Source organism: Candidatus Abyssobacteria bacterium SURF_5 (genome assembly GCA_003598085.1).
Taxonomy (GTDB): domain Bacteria; phylum Abyssobacteria; class SURF-5; order SURF-5; family SURF-5; genus SURF-5.
In genome coordinates this window covers 16904-35217 of record QZKU01000045.1, presented here as the reverse complement: position 1 = coordinate 35217, position 18314 = coordinate 16904, and the positions used below count along the sequence as shown (strand labels likewise).

Here is an 18314-nt window from a genome sequence, read left to right as displayed (position 1 = left end):
ATGAAGAAGACGGTGAAACCGCTGATTGGCATTTCGACGTGCATCGATGTCGGGGCAAGGATCAATCCGGACCGAACGTATCAGTTTCTGGAAATCTCATATGCTGAAGCCGTCGCCGAGGCCGGCGCGGTTCCCTGCATAATCTCCTACCTGCAGTCGAATTTGTATGAAGATATCTTCAAGAGGATCGACGGCCTGTTATTGACCGGCGGAGAGGATCTCCCCACCAACGTTCCAAATGAAGCAGCGGAGGTTGAGTTGGTCCTTGCTCCTGAGAAGCGGATGGCACAGGATCGCGCGCTGCTCATGGGGGCGCTCGAGCGGCGCATGCCGCTCTTGGGAATCTGCTACGGGATGCAGTTCATCAATCTTCATTTCGGCGGCACACTTTTTTATGATATCGCCCATCAACTGCCGGGATCGCGCATTCACAAGCCGGGCAACCTCGTGTATCGGCACCGGGTGCAAATAAAGCGGGGCAGTCGATTACTGTCGATCATGGGAAGGGAGAGCGTTGAAGTGAATTCGAGCCATCATCAGGCGGTTCGTAATGTTGGGGCAGGCCTCACCCTCTCAGCCGAATGTGAGGACGGCGTAATTGAGGCAATCGAGTCACAGAACGACCATTTCATTCTCGGGCTTCAATGGCATCCGGAGAAAGCAGCCGATCAGAATCGGCGGAACATTTTTTCCGCGTTTACAGAAGCTTGCGAGCGCTTCTCCGCCTCTCGCATATGAAAAAAAATTGTGCGACAGCCTTCCTCCTTCTTCTCTTCTTGGTTGTTTTCATCTCCGCTTCATGTTCCAAAGAGCAGGACAAGAATGTGAGGCGCCTGGCGATGGCGCTTCCGCAGGACCCGACCAGTCTCGATCCGGCCATGATCGTCGATGTGACTGGCGGATCGGTTGCGGCAAAGCTTTACAATGGGCTGGTTAGGTTTGACGAGCGCATGAGCGTGGCGCCGGATATCGCCTCGGGGTGGGATATTTCCGACGCAGGGACAACATATATCTTTACGCTCCGCCGCGACATCTTCTTTCATAATGGACGCCGTCTTACCGCACACGACGTCAAGTATTCATTCGAGCGCGTGTTGTCGCCGGACTCGGGATCGAGGAGGAAATGGTTGTTCGATCCGATACGGGGCGCGCGCACATTCATGGAAGGCGATGCCGGCGAAGTATCCGGCCTGCAGGTGGTCGACGATTATACCATTCGGATCGAACTCGACCGTCCGCTTGCCGTATTCCTCCAATTTCTGGCAATGCCAAATGCATATGTTGTGCCGCGTGAAGAGGTCGAGCGATGGGGGAACGATTTTTCGGATCATGCGGCAGGCACGGGCCCGTTCATTCTGAAGGAGTGGCGTCACGACGAGCGCTTGACGCTCGCGCGCAATGATGCTTACTACGCCGAACACGCGCGCGTGGATGAAATGGAATACAGGGTTATTCCGGAAGATTTCACGCGAGTGGCCGAATTCGAGGCGGGCAATCTGGATATTCTTGAGATCCCGGCGGCCGAATACGCGCGAATATCGGCCGATCGCGCCCGTCAGAAACAGATGAAGGTGCGCGGCGGGCTGAACACGTACTATCTCGGCTTTAACTGCCAGAAGCCGCCGATGAACGATGCGTCGTTTCGCCGGGCGCTCTCACAGGCGATCGACCGGCAAAAAATTGTCGAGGTTATCCTCCAGGGGCGCGCACAGGTGGCGGGGGGCCCGATTCCGCCGGAGTTGCCCGGGCACAGCCACAGGGATAGTGCGCTCAAATATGATCCGGTCACTGCGCGCGCCGAGTTATCATCGGAGAGGCGGCCTCAGCGCCCACTGAAACTGTATCAGAGCGCCGATCAGCGCACGCTGGAGGTCGCGGAGGCGATTCAGTATTACTTGAGGAGAGCAGGGGTTGACGTTGAGATCGTTCAATTGGAATGGACGGCATACAAGCAGGCGGTGAACGACGGCCTTGCGGACATGTTTCTGCTCTCGTGGTATGCAGATTATCCGGATGCGGAGAATTTTCTGTATCCGGTATTTCATTCCTCCAACTGGGGCGCTTCGGGAAACCGCTCATTTTACCGCAATCCGGTTTTTGATTCGCTCATAGAGAGAGCCCAGCGTGAGCCGGACGAGCGGAAGCGCGCGGCGCTATATGCGCAGGCCGAGACTGTAGTGATCGACGAGGCGCCGTGGGTTTTTCTGTGGCACCGGACGGATCATTTTCTGGCGCAGCCGTGGGTGAAGGGTTTCGAGCCGGCAGCTATTCCTCATGCGGACAAAGGAACCGGGGTAGAGGTGGCGGGCGCCGAGGACAATAATGGCCGACCCGGTCTGGCGGGGCTCCTTTTTCTGGCGCCAATCGCCGGTATTTTTGCTTTTGGAATCGGATATCCCCTGGTGAGGCCATCGCTGCTCCCCTACGCCGCGCGGAGACTGCTGATTGCGGTACCGACTTTGATCGGTGTGGCGCTGATTGTATTCATGATTTTAAAAATGGCGCCGGGCGATCCCGCGCTTGCGCTGGTGGGCGAGCGGGCCGATCCGCAGACGATCGAGCAGTTGAGGCGCGAGCTGCGGCTGGATGATCCGCTGGCGGCGCAGTTTGCAAATTACCTCAGACTCATCTGCAAGGGCGAACTGGGCCGCTCGTATTACACGAAGAGGCCGGTCGCCAGGAGTCTCATGGAAAAATTTCCGAATACGCTGCGGCTGGCGGGCGCGGCCATAACGATCTCGATCCTGTTCGGCGTGACACTTGGGGTCGTTTCGGCTCTCAAGCACAATACCGTGACCGACAAATTATTGGGGATGATCTCGGTAGCGGGGATTTCGACGCCTGTTTTCTGGCTCGCGCTGTTACTGGTATTCGTATTCGCGTACACGTTGAACTGGTTGCCGCCGTCGGGTATGGGCCGGGGAGAGCTTGCGTATCTTGTGTTGCCCGCAATTGCGCTTGGAACAAATTCGGCGGCCTTTATTGCCAGAGTGACGCGCTCGAGCATGCTGGAGATTCTCTCTCAGCCGTTCATAACGACGGCCAGGGCGAAAGGATTAACTCCGTTGACGGCGGCAATTAAGCATGCGTTGCGCAATGCGCTCATTCCGATCACGACTCTGATAGGGATCGATATGGGCAGCTACCTGAACGGATCGGTTCTGACGGAAACAATTTTCGGGTGGGATGGCATTGGACGGTATGCGATGACGGGTATTCTGAAGCACGATTATCCGGTAATTCTGGGAACGGTGCTTTTCGGAGCCGCTGTTTTTGTCGCCGTAAATTTACTGGTCGATTTGCTCTATGCGGCAATCGATCCGCGGATTGAGCTGCAGAAGGAAAAATGACGAAAGTTTTGGATGGAATAATACAATCTTTCAGAAAGGGGCAACAGACGTGCAGAACGTCCTGATAATGCCTTCAGAGAGATCGTCACTTATCAGATCTGTTCGCGCGTTTTTCCGGCGCGACAAATTTGCCGCGATTGCGGGAATTCTTTTGGTTGTTATTGTGACGGCGGCGATAATCGGGCCGCTTGTCTGGAGATATCAACCGAACGATATAGATCTGGATGAAGCGCTGCAGTCGCCCTCGATGTCACATCCGCTCGGGACGGACAATCAGGGGCGCGACATCCTGGCGCGCACGCTCACGGGCGCCCGTATTTCCCTCGGAATCGCCGTCGCAGCAGCAATCATTTCGCTGTTGCTGGGATCGGTCATCGGGCTGATTGCGGGATTTGCGGGAGGGCCGGTAGATTCTTTCGCGGTAAGTATAATTGATATTGCGCTTGCCTTTCCGAGCCTTCTGCTTGCGATCGCAATAAGCGTCATTATTCCCCCCGGAATGGTTTCGGTGTTCGTTGCTCTCTCGCTCGTAGGCTGGCCCACGTTTGCGCGATTGAGCCGAAGCATTTTCTTATCCATTAAACAGAGTGAATTTTATGTAGCGGCGCTGGCGACGGGATGTTCCGGGCCTCGTTTGATCCTGGGGCACGCGCTGCCCAACTGCATCCCGCTGTTGATCGTTGCCGTAAGCCTCCGGCTGGGCGGGTTCATGCTTGGAGAGGCCGCTTTAAGCTTTCTGGGCCTGGGCGTTCAACCTCCGGCAGCGTCGTGGGGCGCGATGATCAGTAATGGCCGGAATTTTTTGCACGTGGCTCCCTGGATCAGCGTTTTCCCTGGCATCGCGCTTGCTCTTACTATCATGGCGATGAACCTGCTCGGGGACTCGCTGAGGGATTATCTGGACCCGCGAATGAAGATGTAGCGAGATTTTGGATTTTAGATTTTGGATTTTGGATTACAGGTCGAATGATTCATAAGGCCTTGGAACGATAGAGCTTAGAATACAATATTTTGCAGATCACGACAGAGAAAGAGGTTTTGAAGGGTTAGAAATTCAAATGCTGAAGAAGCGAGTAGAGCGTGGTGTCGAGGAAAATTTCTGCCGGAGCGACAATGACAGATTTGTAATAAAACGACCAAAAGAAGTTCATGCGTTTGTATAGTGGGTTTTTTCAATAAGGGCTTTTTTCTTGAAAATAGGGCGGCCATGTGATACAAATCTAGTGCCGTCTACGAAGCATATGCCCGACGCGCTTAGCCATGAGGGCGTTGGGTGGAGGTTTGATATGCCGCAGAAGAAAGTGCTGGTGGTCGAGGATCAGGCTTCTTTCCGGGAATTCCTTCAGGTGACCCTGGCGAAACTGGGGTTGGAAGTATTTACCGCGTTGACGGGGAAAGTGGCGCTTGCGAGGGCGAAGGACCATAAGCCGGATTTGATACTGCTTGATGTCATGTTGCCGGATATGGATGGATATGAGATCTGCAAGTCGTTGCGCTCGCGCGGGGAAACTTCATTGACGCCGGTCATCTTTGTTTCGGCTGTCGGTTCCGACAAGCATATACAGAAGGCAATGGCAGCAGGAGCGACTGATTATCTCATAAAGCCACTGAGTATGGACGACGTGAAGGCGCTGGTGGATCGATACCTGGGCGCCTGATTTCGGCCCCGTGCAAAGACCTCTTGTATGGACGACAGCATCCCTGATCGGCGGAGCCGGTCTTGCCTCACTCCTACCGCTTCCGATCATGTTCCTTCCTTTCGTTTTTCTTGCCCTGTGGATTAGCGGACTGATATTTATTCTTTGCGGAAAACGCATACCGGCGGTATTCCTCGTTCTTGTATGTTGTTTTCTTTTAGGCGCGGCCCTTTACCAAAAGAAATCATTTGAAGTACAGGCGCTTGACCCGCTGGCCCTGCAATTCGGATTTGATCGACCGGCAGCAATGCGGTTGAAGGGGAGAATAGTCGAATACAGCCGTTCAAGAGGAGAAGGCGAGCGGACTAGTCTTCTCCTTGATGTGGATGCTGCGAGCAGGTGTGATGATAATCCCTCGTGGGTTTCGATTAATGGTCGCACGATGGTGAACTGGTATGAAGGCGGGGAGGGAGTATTAGAAGGCGATCAGGTGGAGGTTTTCGGCAAGTTAAGATTGCTTAAGGGGTTCAAGAATCCCGGGGTTTTCGATTATGAGCGCTACATGCATCGCCGCGGGATATATACCAGAATGTCAGCGAGAGGGCCGGACGCGGTTTCTCTGGTTGAGCGGATTGATCTGTCTTCTCCCGCGGGTTGGAGGTATTTCCTGCGCCGGCAGGCGTCGGTCATACTTTCGGATTCCGTTTGGACGAAGGAAACGACAGCTTTTCTTTCTGCGATTCTGCTCGGGGATCGTGATCTCTTGACGGACGAGATGAAGGATTGGTTCAAGCAGACCGGGACATTTCATATTTTGGCGATTTCCGGACTCCATGTGGGACTGGTATATCTTCTTGTGTCGGTGGGACTGACAAGTCTTCGATTCGATCGAAAATGGCGGACGGCGCTTGCGCTGTTGATTGTCTGGTCATATGCACTGATAACGGGAGCGGGTGTGCCGGTGATGCGGGCGTCGCTCATGCTCACGCTCGTGCTTGCGGGCTATTTGCTGGACCGGGAGGGCGATTTTCTCACAGCGGTGGCGGCGGCGGCCTTTGTTCTGTTCCTTATGGATCCCCTATCGATCGATGATGTCAGTTCTCAACTATCCTTCACGGCTGTCATCCTGCTGTGCGTTTCCGAGCCGCTCTTCAGCGGAAGGCTTTATCCGGCGTTACAGGAACGGTTTCCCTGGGCGTTATCGCCGATTCTGCACAAGCTCGTTGTCACGTTGTATGCGTCGGTTATTGTTGGGATCGGTCTCACGCCGATTGTGGCGTATCATTTCAACCAGGTATCACTTGTGTTCCCATTTGCAAACCTGCTCGTGGTTCCGCTTCTTTCTTTTCTGCTGGCATTCGGGTTCGCCACGCTTGCAGTCGGATCGATATCGATTCAAGCCGCCGCGGTACCCGGATTTGGCGCAGAAATCATATCACAGATAATGTTCGGGATTGTAAGGTTCTTTTCAGGCTTACCTTTCAGTTTCGCTCGTATTGGGTCGCCTCCTTACTGGGTGTTGGTTTTGACGATGCTCGGCATCCTGATTGCGTGGTGGAGGACCGGATGGAGGAGAAAGCTTGTCGTATTTGGCTGTTGCGCCGCTGTGGGGATAATGAGCGCCTCCAGCGGCAGGCTGCTTTCGGACGGAGTTTTCCGAATGACGGTTTTTGATGTGGGCGAGGCGGATTCATGCTTCATCGAATCGCCCGAGAGGAAAACGATGCTGGTGGATTGCGGTTTTTCGACGCCGTCTCTTGATTGCGGCGAGCAGTTGATCGCGCCGTTCCTCTGGAGAAAGAATATCAGGAAAATCGATACGCTTGTGCTTACACATCCCGATGCGGATCATTACGGCGGCGCCGGCTTCATTCTGGAGCATTTCAAAGTGGGAAAGTTGCTATTGCCTGATATCGCTCAGTGGCCGCCGGCATTTCTGGAGATCGTGGAGCGCGCGAGAGAGCGGGGCATACGTATAGAGTATGCGGCTGCGGGCGATGTGTTCGAGGTGGATTCGGTGACGCGGGCGGAGGTTCTCAACCCCTCGAAGTCGGTTTCTCAGAAGCGCTATTCGACCAATGAGATTTCGCTTGTCATGAGAATAAGCTGCGGCGACTTTTCTTTTCTGTTGGCGGGAGATGCAGAAGAGGGGTCTCTTCGTGACATGCAAAATTGCGGGAAGACGCTGCGGAGCACGATTTTAAAAGTTCCTCACCACGGGCTCGCAAGCAGCTTCAGCAGGCCTTTCATGCAACAGGTGGAACCGGAGCTGGCGATAATTTCGGGCAGGGCATTTCGTGTGAACGACAGCATACAGAGAAGGATCATTCGATATGCTCCGTATAGCGGGCGCGTGCTCGCGACGGAGCGGGACGGGGCGGTGGTGATCGAGATACTAAACGATTCTTTGCGGGTGAGCGCATGTAGAAGAACGGCTTTTTGAAGATTCGAGGAAATGCGGAGATGGAACAACAGAGGGTTTGCAAAGGGTTTCCGCTGTTGTTATAATACCATTCGTTGTCGGAAGAGTATTTTCACCTGCGGTACCTCATTCGGCCCGGTTTCTCACGGAAACTCATCGGGGACTACGCAAGGAGAGAAAGTTCATGAATAAGGGCTGTCGGACGAGCGTGCTGATCGGCGTGCTCGTGAGTTTCATTTTCGGGATGGGGCTGCTGGCCATCCTGATTTTCGTCTCGTATGGCGACGGCGGAGCTTGGCGATTTGGAGGAGCCGGCGAGAGCGTGGCTCTGCTCGAGGTGGAAGGTCCGATCTTCGACGGGGAAGAGACGCTGACACAACTGAAGGAATATATTGAGAATCCGGCCGCGAAAGCGATTGTTGTGCGGGTAAACAGTCCGGGTGGAGCCGTGGCGCCGTCTCAGGAGATTTACGAGGGACTGAAGCGGGCGAAGGCTCAGGGGAAGAAAGTAGTTGTATCGATGGGCTCGGTTGCGGCGTCGGGCGGGTATTACATCGCATGCGCGGCCGATGAGATATACGCGAATCCCGGTACGATCACCGGCAGCATTGGGGTGATTGCCGAATTCCCGAATATTCAGGGGCTGATGGAAAAGATCGGCATAAAGTTTGACATCATAAAGACGGGACAATTCAAAGACACCGGCTCAGTGTTCAGGTCGATGACTCCCGAAGAAGAGGATCTGATTCAGAAGATGCTGATGGATGTCTACGACCAGTTTGTGGAGGCTGTGGCCGAAGGGCGCAATATGCCGGTTGAACAGGTGAGACAGTATGCGGACGGCCGGGTATTCAGCGGGCGGCAGGCCCTGGAATACGGATTTGTCGATGCGTTGGGCACGCAGTACGATGCGGTCATGCGGGCGGCCTCTCTCGCCGGCATCGAGGGCGAGCCTCAAATCATACGGAAGCACAAAAGACGATTTCCATTCGGGGAATTTGTCGAGAACATGCTGCAACTGTACCTTCCGGCATCGCAGGGGATGCGCCCTCCGGTACAGTACCTTTTCCGCTAAGAAGTTGTTATGGATCAAATTGAATACGAAGACGACGCTCCCGAGTCCGCTCCCGAGCGAAAGGGTTCAGGTTTTCGGCACTACAACGAGAATCTGAGCGCGTACCTCAAGGAGATCTCCCGGCAGAATCTCCTCTCATACGAGGAGGAGATCGATCTGGCCAAGCGGATGGAGAAGGGGGATCAGGAGGCGCGGAAGCGTCTTATCACATCCAACCTGCGGCTGGTGGTGAGCGTTGCCAACAAATATCTTCATTATGGGCTCCCGCTGCTGGACCTGATCGAGGAAGGCAATCTTGGTCTTATCAAAGCTGTGGATAAATATGATTATTCCAAGGGATACAAGTTCAGCACGTACGCCACGTGGTGGATTCGGCAGGCGATCTCCCGCTTTCTCGCGAATTATGGGCGGACGATTCGGATTCCGGTGTACATGACCGAGCAGGTCATCAAATATAAGCAGGCGACGCAGCGCCTGTATAAGCAATGGGGGCGCAAGCCGACGGTCGAGGAGATAGCGATCGAGCTCGAGGTGACACCGGAAGTGGTGGCGGAATTGCACAGGTACTCGCAGAAGATCGCGTCTCTCGAAACGATAGTCGGCGAGGAGGAAGGCATCGAGTTGGGCGAATTGATTGAGGATACTCACTCGATTGATCCGGTCGATATCGTCGCCAAGGTTTTCCGGGACCAGAAACTGATGCAGATGCTGGATCAATTGACGCAGCGCGAGGCGGACATCCTGCAGTTCCGGTATGGCCTGACCGACGGCGACCCGCATACATTAAAGGAAACGGGCGATCGCTTCAGCCTCACCCGCGAGCGCATCCGGCAGATCGAGGCGAAGGCGATCAAGAAATTGAGGAAATACATCGCAGCGAACAACATCGATTTCGAGGAGCTATGAGAACGGGAGGAACGATGAACGCACGACTGAGAGAGGCGATCCGCAGCATTCCCGATTTCCCGAAGAAGGGCATCCTGTTTCGCGATATAACCACTCTCTTGAAAGACAAGGCCGCCTTCGCCGAGGCGATTGATACGCTTGCCGCCCGGCATAAAGGGAAAGACATCGGCAAGGTGGTCGGCATGGAGTCGCGCGGATTCATCCTTGGAGCGCCGCTGGCGTATCTGCTCGGGGCGGGGTTTGTGCCGGTTCGAAAGAAGGGGAAGCTGCCGGCCGAAACCTACAGCGCTAAGTACGAGCTCGAATATGGCGTGGATCATCTCGAGGTTCATAAGGACGCGATCGAGCGGGGAGAGAACGTGATTATCGTGGACGACCTTCTCGCGACGGGCGGAACGGCCGCGGCCACGATCGATCTCGTGAACAATTTCAAGGCGAAGGTGGTTGCAGTCGATTTTCTGATCGAGTTGACCGACCTGCACGGCCGCGACAAATTGCAGGGCTATGATATTTTCACCTTGATCCAGTATTGAAGGTGGTTGAATCACGGACTGGCATGGACTACATGGACTAACACGGACGCACACCGACGGGCACGGACTTAAACGTTGCGGCACGGCTACAACTGAATTAGGGTCTTCAATCCCGGATCGGATTCGGGATGTTTTTGAATTTTGGACTGAAGAATTGATAGATTCAAGGGTTCACAATTCTCACCGGGCATCTCTCACCTTCTTGTCTTTATCATATTTCTTCCAATTGCCGCCTCATAATCCTGCTCCTTTTCTTCCCGTACAAATGTTCGTGTGGGCTTTACTTTCGCCCGGATTTCCTGTATAAATAGAGAAGAGTTTGGAAGCGCGGATGCAATGGATTCGCGCTTTCTCAAGGAAAAAGCGGCCGCTTCGGCGGCACATGTAAGCGCCCGTAGCTCAGAAGGATAGAGCAGCGGTTTCCTAAACCGCGTGTCGCTGGTTCGAGTCCAGTCGGGCGCTCTTTTTTATTATTCTTTGCCCTATTTTTATTTGTGAGCTCGGCAGATTTTTCTTGGTTGGTGGGAAAATGGACGAGTGTGCTTGTCAGTGTACTTGTTTCATTTCCAAGCCTCTCTGAATAAACCCCTTGCTTCAGTGCAGCCGTCTTCAGACCGGCATCGCGGAACATTCCCGCCGAATGAAGTATCAGGAGGACTTCCTAGAGGCAAAGAGAGAGGCAAGGGTGCAGAATGTCCGCCTGTGGGCACAGGAGCCGACAGAGGAAGATGTGAAGGCTGATGCTGACACAGCCGCTGCTGACACAGCCGCTTATGTTGCATCGAGGTGGTCGGATGTCTTCTATAAGGCGTCGTGTCCATCTGCGGAGAAGATAGCAGAACCTGATCCAATTCACAATGGATGATGCATAGGCATCAGGAAGGTGGGGTGTAGGAGCCGTATGAAATGATTCCATTCGCCTGTACCTCTAATAATTTGATAATCTTCAGCAAATCAAGTACACTTTGAACATAGACATTTGCAGTCGCGCATGAGCTAGCGAAAAGAAATTCGGAGAATCTTATGGCAACTGCGGAACAGATCAAGTCATTGATAAGGTGTCATTTCAGTGAGGACCCGGAACGTTTTTACACTATTGCACTTCAGGTTGCAGCATACGAGGCTCAGCAGGGACATGGCGCGCTGGCTCATGATATCCGCAAAATGGTTGATGAAGCGCGCAGCGAAAATAGGCTCACACTTTTAAAGTTTCCGCAAGATTTGCGGGGACTTGTCCTGTCGGGGGAACCGGACGTTTCTCAGGCGACCTTGGTTTTACCCCTTGCCTTACAGAAGCGAATAAAACGAATAATCCACGAGTACAGGCAAAGGCAGAAACTCAAAGAGCACGGTCTAATGCCTCGCCGGAAAATTATGCTTGTTGGCCCGCCAGGAACGGGAAAGACAATGTCTGCGCGCGTATTGGCACACGAGCTTCGCATGCCGCTCCATACAATTCAGGTGGATCGACTGGTAACTAAATTTATGGGAGAAACAAGTGCAAAGCTCCGCCAGATTTTTGACTTGGTTCAGAGGGACCTTGGGGTGTACTTATTCGATGAATTCGATGCGATTGGCGGTGAGAGGACTTTAGAAAATGATGTGGGAGAGATGCGCCGTGTTCTGAATTCATTTCTGCAATTCATCGAGCAGGATGTTTCTGATAGCCTAATCATTACCGCTACGAATAGCCCAAAACTCTTGGATCGAGCATTGTTTCGACGTTTCGATGACGTTCTTTACTATGACCAGCCAAAAGAAAACGAACGGCGACGTTTGATGCAAAACGTACTGGGAAGTTTCTTGGCTTCACGATTTGCGTGGAAGAGCGTGCTTGCCGAAAGTGAAGGGTTGAGTCATGCAGAGATTGACCAAGCCTGCCGAGACGCCATTAAAGAAGTTATCCTTGCTGATTTGGGAAAGGTGAAGGCAACCTTGCTACTACAAATGTTGAAGGAACGACAAAGCTCGCACGGAAAACACAAAGGTTAATGCCAAATGGCTGGTGAGCGATACAGGCACATATTCTTGGCAGGGCCAACCCACACACAAGGATTTACTAGCCCAAATAAAGGGGGCCGCTCTCCAAAGATTCCACCACGAAACCGAGAACAGCATAGCGCTCATCTGCAGGAGCGCCTCAATGAGACTTGGGCTGAAGCTGACCAACGTCAACGTCGAACAGCCGTTTACGTGGAACGCCAAGGTACATACATTGAATTTCAAAGTACACCAGGTTTCGACTTGATTGTCCAGAGCCTTGATGTGTTACGGTCTGGAATTCGTCTCCAGAATGTCCGAAAGCAAGACGAGCAAGGTCTGGAGCGGACTCTGGCAACGGTCTACGTTCCAAATAACAAGCGCCGCTACTTCCTAAGTAAAATTAGAGCATATGCGACTGAGATTAACGAGCGCAGCAAGAGACCAAAAAATTATAATCTGGTGAATAGCATTGACGACATTCGCCTTGCCGTCTTGGAATCTTTCTGGCGTCCAGAGGAGCGATCTCTTATACCGGGTAATTCCCCCGATTGGGTCGAGGTCTGGCTGAGCAGCGACCAAGATCAAGTTGTCTCTCATTTTGAGCCGTTGTTGAGAAGTGTGAAGTGCGAATTGAAAGAAGGTATTCTTAAGTTTCCAGAGAGAACAGTTATGCTTATTCGGGCGAATCGCAGCCAACTGAAACAATTAGTTGAATGCTCGGACGACATTGCGGAATTTAGGGGGGCCAAGAAGATAGCTTCTTTTTACGTCCAGATGGATAACCGCGATCAGTTGGTGTTGGTGCAAAGACTGTTGGCGCGTACAATTGTTGACAGAGACTCAGATGTGGCTGTCTGTATTCTTGATACAGGTGTGAATAATGGGCACTTGCTGATTCAGCCGGTTCTCAACCCCGACGACCTTCACGCTGTTCGTGGACATTGGGGCACAAATGATGATGATGGTCATGGAACTCTTATGGCGGGAACTGCTGCGTATGGTGATTTGTCGCTTCTTCTTGATCACGATGTTCCCGTGAACATCACCCATTGCATAGAGTCGGCAAAAATACTGCCACCACCGCCTGACAGGAATGCCAAGGAGTTATGGGGATATTTTACGGCCCAGGGGATAAGTCTTGCAGAGATTCAAGCGCCAACTCGAAAGCGCATCGGGTGTATTGCTGTCACCTCCGAGCAAACCCGTGACCAGGGCAAGCCATCTTCTTGGTCAGCCAAATTGGACGAGATAGCCTCTGGATACGAAGATGATACTCGACGTCTTATCTTAATCAGCGCCGGAAACGTTAGCACTTCCGATGATTGGCGAAACTATTCCGACGCGAATCTGTCAAATGAGGTCCATGATCCAGGGCAGGCATGGAACGCCTTGACTATTGGAGCGTTTACTGAAAAGATATGGATCAGTGATCCTACATATAAAGGCTACAAGCCAATTGCACCATCTGGAGGACTATCTCCTTATAGTACTACTTCGACCGCATGGCCTAGTCGAAAATGGCCAATAAAACCTGAGGTTGTTTTTGAAGGAGGGAACGTTGCGCGCAGCCCGGATGGTTCCGCAATGGGTCCGGATGATCTGCAACTATTTTCAACGTATTACAAGCCACAAGAAGCCCAATTCGCTACTTTTTGCGCTACGAGCGCTGCTTGCGCACAAGCTGCATGGATGGCTGCACAAATTCAGGCTCAATATCCGGATGCTTGGCCAGAAACCATTCGCGCTCTGATTGTTCATTCGGCAGGTTGGACAGGCACTCTTAAGCGGCAGTTCCTCGGAGCTGGATCAAAGAGTGATTACGCAAGACTCCTGCGAATTTGTGGGTATGGTGTACCCAAGCTAAATGATGCTTTGTATTGTTTATCTAATTCTTTGACTTTGATTTCACAGGCAGAATTGACACCCTTTGAGAAGAAGATTCAGGAATCCATAGGGCGTGATGGTACGAGGAAATTAGCAAGCCGCTACATATCCCGAGAGATGCATCTCTACAACCTTCCTTGGCCCAAGGATACTCTCACGGAACTTGGGGCAATGCAGGTTACGATGCGGATAACTCTCTCATATTTCATTGAGCCCAGTCCAGGTGAGGTGGGGTGGGAAGATCGATATAGATATGCCTCACATGGACTTCGCTTTGAGGTGAATGGACCTGGGGAATCAGAAAGCGAATTTGTTCAGCGAGTGAATGAACAAGCTCGCGACGATGGCGAGCATCCTGGCACGGAAGGTATTGGGGGAAATTGGCTCATTGGAGCGGCAAGAAATGTAGGTTCAATTCACTCCGATATCTGGCACGGAAGAGCCGCGGATTTAGCCGGATCAAATCTAATCGCTGTTTATCCGTCTGTAGGATGGTGGCGGGAACGGCATCATTTGAACAGGTGGAGCAGGCGGACTCGTTACACCTTGATTGTGTCTATCTATACCCCGCAAGAGGATATTGATATTTACACACCCGTCGCGGTTCAGATTGGGCTACCGGTCACTATTGAAATTCCAGCGAGACGAAAGAGAGGCTGACCTCCTGGAAAATCGACCAATAACCACCATTTCACGAGAAGCCCTTCATATTCCGTAAATTTTCCTGCCTTTTTCTTCACGATTCGAGGAGATTTCGTCACTGGTCGGAGGCGTCCTGACTGGCTTTCGAGTATACCGGGAGTACGGCAAGAGGGAGGCTGCAAAGGACAGAGGCTTGAAATGCTGTTTCTGTGTATTAGACCGGCTCCTTGATGTACCGGAGAAATTCATGGGCGATAACAGTTATTTCGTTCTTTGCGGGACCGAAAACCCTTTGAAAAGAATCTCTTTTAACCAAGCCCCGAACATGCAAGTCCCGCCATATTTGCTCAGCATAGGGGCGTTCGTCACCCATATCAGGAAAGGCAAGTCTTCGCGCCAAATCCGCATCTTCGTTGTCACCCACTATTATCGGAGTATCGTGCTTATTTGCTTTTGCCCATTCCAAGGGGTCCTGGAAGATTTTTAAAACCTGCAGATGCCGTGCCGAAAGCTCGTCAATTAGTCGGATGAAAAAGTGTTGTCGCGCCTCGTCGGGCGAATGAGGGAGGGCCGAATTCATGATTGCATTTCGTAAAGCTTTCCGCTTCTCTTCATGGCTGGTCCTCATGGCAGCCTGGCTCGCCTGAAGGACAATATCGATAAAAGTATCATTCTCCCGGAGGTCCTCCAGGCGCACTCCCTTTTCAGCATCCAGCTTTCGGAGACTCTCCCCGACCTCTTCCATCCATACCTGGCGACGCCGATCCAATGGAGGTTCGACGACAAGACGGAAAAGCTCTGTCGCGGCAGTGCCCACTAAAGGAATCGCACCGAGACCTGCACGAACAACCGTATGCGTATAATCCCCTGCTGTGGCCTTCGGTGGTTCATATTTCTTGGAACCCGCCATCTCTTTGTTCAGCCCTTTTTTATCTAAAATGCAGAAATCTCATGACACAATTAATCCTTCCCTTTCGAGGACTTCTCGCACTTTTTCAAAGGCCGCAGTGATATTCCCCTTCGGGAAGGGTATCTGTCCCAGCCCTTCTATGTTGCTGAATCCTTCACAACCCTCCTCCAGTAAGATGATTGCCCGGTTAAAACCCAGACGGCCCTGAAACAATCCTGCTTCATGAATTACATTCATCCGTGCGTTCATAGTACCATCAGCTTGCTCATCCTCACCCGTCATAACCAGGAATGCCATTGCCGCCGATTGAAGCAATTCGGACAGGCGAGCCACATTGGTTACTCCAGCAACTGGAATGCGGTTGAACTCATCCCAAGGGAGGTGGAGGCGGTCCTGGACGAAATCCTTTAACTCCCTCCAGACCGGAGAACGACCATGACCAATGAAAACGTTGGTGCCTATTTCGAGCGAGCGACGGGTTTGCCGCTGTAGCCGTGCCAGATGCGACCCGGCCTTCCGCGCAAATTGTCCTAATTTCGCACATGATTCTATCGTATTGCGCAAGTAGTAAACTAAAGACAGTATAGATAAATGAGGAGGAATTTGAATGCCCTGTTGTCCTGCAACTACATCAAGCGTAGAAAATTTAGAGGGTTGAAGCGCGTGAATGAATTCCATTCTTGAAGTGATATTTGTTTTTTCAACTCGATCTTTCAGTTGAGCAAGAAAAGAATCCTCTTGCTCCAGTAATGCATGATTCAAAAGTGACATGACTTCAAGCTTATCGCTTTCAAAGGCCTTTCTAGCCCTTTCTGCAACTCTTTCGGCCTTCTGAAGGTCTGGATTACCAGCCTTTTCGTAAATTCGCTCTTGTACCTTTTCATTATCGACTTCTTTCCAATTGTCGGTATCAGCCCTTCCCGCCCATGAATTAAAATGGTCCCCCGGTGGCGGAGGCTTGAAGTAGGAGTAGTAAATACGCGATTGATATCCGATCCATGAACCGCTCCAAGCTTTACCAACTGTATTTGCTGCTCCTTCCAATTCTTCTAACGGTGTCTTTACATCCGGCAGTTGACCTTCCTGAGCTAGTTGTTCCAAGCGCTCGGCAACCTCAAGCAACTCCAGATGAAGATCGTTTTTGCCAAGCATGATGACTCCTTTACCTTTGGCAAATTGAAAAGCTCTGAGGCGGAACGCACGTAATTATACCAGATTGGTCGAATTCCAGAAAACCGACCAATAACCCTACTCCCCGACAACCCCTTGATATTTCGTGATTTTTCCTGCATATTTCTTCATGGTTCGTGCAGATTTTGTCATCGTTCGGAGGGGCCGTGGCCTTCGCATTAAGGTGAGCCGAAAGAAAATCCACTATTTCTTCTTTTCGTCCGAGAAGAACAGCGATAGCTGATAAATGATGAGAAATGCAACAGTAGTTGCTTTAAGAGAGAAGTCGTCCGTTCGGGCCTCACCATGTGCTACGGAATGTCGCCCAACATCGGGCGCAGAGCCGGGTATAAAATGGGCGAAGTAGACATTGTCCAGATATTCGTTGAATTTCGACGGAAGAAGAAGGGAAGCTGATATCCTTGCCGTTTGATGGTGTTCCACGGCAGTTTTGCTCAACGTCTTTGCCGTTGGGTAGGATGTGCATCCAGAGGTCCGTTGGAATGACCGAAGCAATCCCTCGATGCGCGGGTATAGAATTGAAGCGCAGCTAATGTGGTCGCCTGCGAGATATCTTTCAACAGATGTCTTGAGCATCTCGATATGTTCAGCAAAAACCAAGTCCTTCCTCTCAATCAAGGGGGACGTTTCAAGCAGCCGTCCCACGTTGGCCGATACCTTTGGAAGCAGTTCATCGATCTGCCACCCCGCCCTTGCGTGCGATATCATGTCGCGGATTAGCTGATCATCGAGGTAAACGAATGGAAACCATTTCTGCGCAAAGAAGGTCTGCCAGGTCTTATTGTCAATCTTGAACCGTTCCTGGAAGGATAGATATGAGTAGAGACTTCCAAGAACATCCTCAAGGTCATAACCGCGCGGTTCGGCTTTTTCTCCATATAGAGGCTCAAGGTCGTAGAAGAACCCTTTGCGCCAACCTACAGAAAAGACGTATATGATGGCCGCGTCTGGAGGAATATCTACCCCAGGGAATCTCATTTTCCCCATATCCAACACACGATTTTTTGTTATTAATTCCCCTTTCTCACAAGAGCCTTTTATGCGAATTAAGATAACCGATTGCGCCTCATTTAGGTATATGGTTGCCGTCCTGTCCTTCCGAATCACGGCCAAAAGTGAATCTACCATGGATGGCAGAATAGGCGGCTTGAATGGAAGCATAGAGAGAATCTGCTGAGGTAATTTTTCGAGTTTGGCCACAAGCTCATCGCCATCTTCAGAGGAGACGAAACCCCGAAGCTCCATCTCCCATTCCTCGCCAGGACGAGCGGAAGTTACTACATATCCACCCGGCAGTTGTTCAAATTTAATTTCAAATGGCATGCCGAGTAGATTTCTCCCTTCTGGTCAGATGTATGGAGCTTGATGAACCGAGCACTACAAGAAATAATCTATCATGGATCAACCCCATAATCAACTGCAAAATGTGTCCAGTAGTGTGCATGCCAGTGTGCTTGTGAGTGTGCTTAAAACGCCGACACGAGCCGACACGACACGACGCAAACCAAAAAGAAACGGCCCAGAAGCCTTTATTTATAAGCCTCCGAGCCGTTTGCACATCAGCCGTTTTTAACGGTCTCGTTTCCTAAACCGCGTGTCGCTGGTTCGAGTCCAGTCGGGCGCTCTTTTTTATTTTGGATTTTGGATTTTCGATCCCGGGGCAAGGTCCGGGACATGCTTTGGATTGAAAAAACACTGCTGTCCAATATCTGATACGGTTTTTTGATTCTCGAAAACCCATATCTTGCAGAGCCGATTGGAGTGACTGGTTTTAGGCTGTT

Annotated in this window: 14 protein-coding genes and 1 tRNA gene; 12 read left to right on the top strand and 3 right to left on the bottom strand. The window is 51.7% G+C overall.

The window, feature by feature from the left end; all coding sequences use genetic code 11:
* From C4520_06100 to C4520_06045, 12 genes are all read left to right on the top strand, one after another.
* Positions 1-738 (top strand): gamma-glutamyl-gamma-aminobutyrate hydrolase family protein, encoded by a 738-nt coding sequence (locus C4520_06100; protein ID RJP23524.1) that lies wholly within the window; start codon positions 1-3, stop codon positions 736-738.
* Positions 645-3350: an ABC transporter permease subunit gene (locus C4520_06095; GenBank protein ID RJP23523.1), complete on the top strand. Its 2706-nt coding sequence runs from the start codon at positions 645-647 to the stop codon at positions 3348-3350. The genes C4520_06100 and C4520_06095 overlap by 94 nt, the downstream gene beginning before the upstream one ends.
* Positions 3307-4272, top strand: coding sequence for an ABC transporter permease (locus tag C4520_06090; GenBank protein ID RJP23522.1), 966 nt, complete (start codon positions 3307-3309; stop codon positions 4270-4272). The genes C4520_06095 and C4520_06090 overlap by 44 nt, the downstream gene beginning before the upstream one ends.
* 319 nt (positions 4273-4591) lie before the next feature.
* On the top strand, positions 4592-5008 hold the full coding sequence (locus C4520_06085) for a response regulator (protein RJP23521.1): 417 nt from the start codon (positions 4592-4594) through the stop codon (positions 5006-5008).
* 88 nt (positions 5009-5096) lie between these two features.
* Entirely contained in the window at positions 5097-7430 is a 2334-nt protein-coding gene (locus C4520_06080; protein ID RJP23520.1) for a DNA internalization-related competence protein ComEC/Rec2, read from the top strand.
* A 163-nt stretch (positions 7431-7593) separates the two neighbouring features.
* Positions 7594-8484: a signal peptide peptidase SppA gene (gene sppA / locus C4520_06075; protein RJP23519.1), complete on the top strand. Its 891-nt coding sequence runs from the start codon at positions 7594-7596 to the stop codon at positions 8482-8484.
* Between the two features lie 9 nt (positions 8485-8493).
* Complete coding sequence (locus tag C4520_06070) at positions 8494-9390, top strand: sigma-70 family RNA polymerase sigma factor (GenBank protein RJP23518.1); 897 nt, start codon at positions 8494-8496, stop codon at positions 9388-9390.
* 14 nt (positions 9391-9404) lie between these two features.
* Entirely contained in the window at positions 9405-9923 is a 519-nt protein-coding gene (locus tag C4520_06065) for an adenine phosphoribosyltransferase (GenBank protein RJP23567.1), read from the top strand.
* 388 nt (positions 9924-10311) lie between these two features.
* Positions 10312-10385: transfer RNA gene (locus C4520_06060), tRNA-Arg, on the top strand.
* A gap of 178 nt (positions 10386-10563) precedes the next feature.
* Entirely contained in the window at positions 10564-10788 is a 225-nt protein-coding gene (locus C4520_06055; protein ID RJP23517.1) for a hypothetical protein, read from the top strand.
* Between the two features lie 158 nt (positions 10789-10946).
* Positions 10947-11915, top strand: a complete 969-nt coding sequence (locus C4520_06050) for an ATP-binding protein (GenBank protein RJP23516.1) — start codon at positions 10947-10949, stop codon at positions 11913-11915.
* Positions 11916-11921: 6 nt separating this feature from the next.
* Positions 11922-14450: a peptidase S8 gene (locus C4520_06045; protein RJP23515.1), complete on the top strand. Its 2529-nt coding sequence runs from the start codon at positions 11922-11924 to the stop codon at positions 14448-14450.
* 196 nt (positions 14451-14646) lie between these two features.
* Here the strand turns inward: C4520_06045 and C4520_06040 are convergent, their stop codons facing one another.
* The 3 genes from C4520_06040 to C4520_06030 all read right to left on the bottom strand — a co-directional run bounded on the left by C4520_06040 (position 14647) and on the right by C4520_06030 (position 17778).
* Complete coding sequence (locus tag C4520_06040; protein ID RJP23514.1) at positions 14647-15342, bottom strand: hypothetical protein; 696 nt, start codon at positions 15340-15342, stop codon at positions 14647-14649.
* Between the two features lie 39 nt (positions 15343-15381).
* Positions 15382-16494: a hypothetical protein gene (locus C4520_06035; protein RJP23513.1), complete on the bottom strand. Its 1113-nt coding sequence runs from the start codon at positions 16492-16494 to the stop codon at positions 15382-15384.
* Between the two features lie 222 nt (positions 16495-16716).
* Positions 16717-17778: a hypothetical protein gene (locus C4520_06030; protein RJP23512.1), complete on the bottom strand. Its 1062-nt coding sequence runs from the start codon at positions 17776-17778 to the stop codon at positions 16717-16719.
* Between the last annotated feature and the right edge of the window lie 536 nt (positions 17779-18314).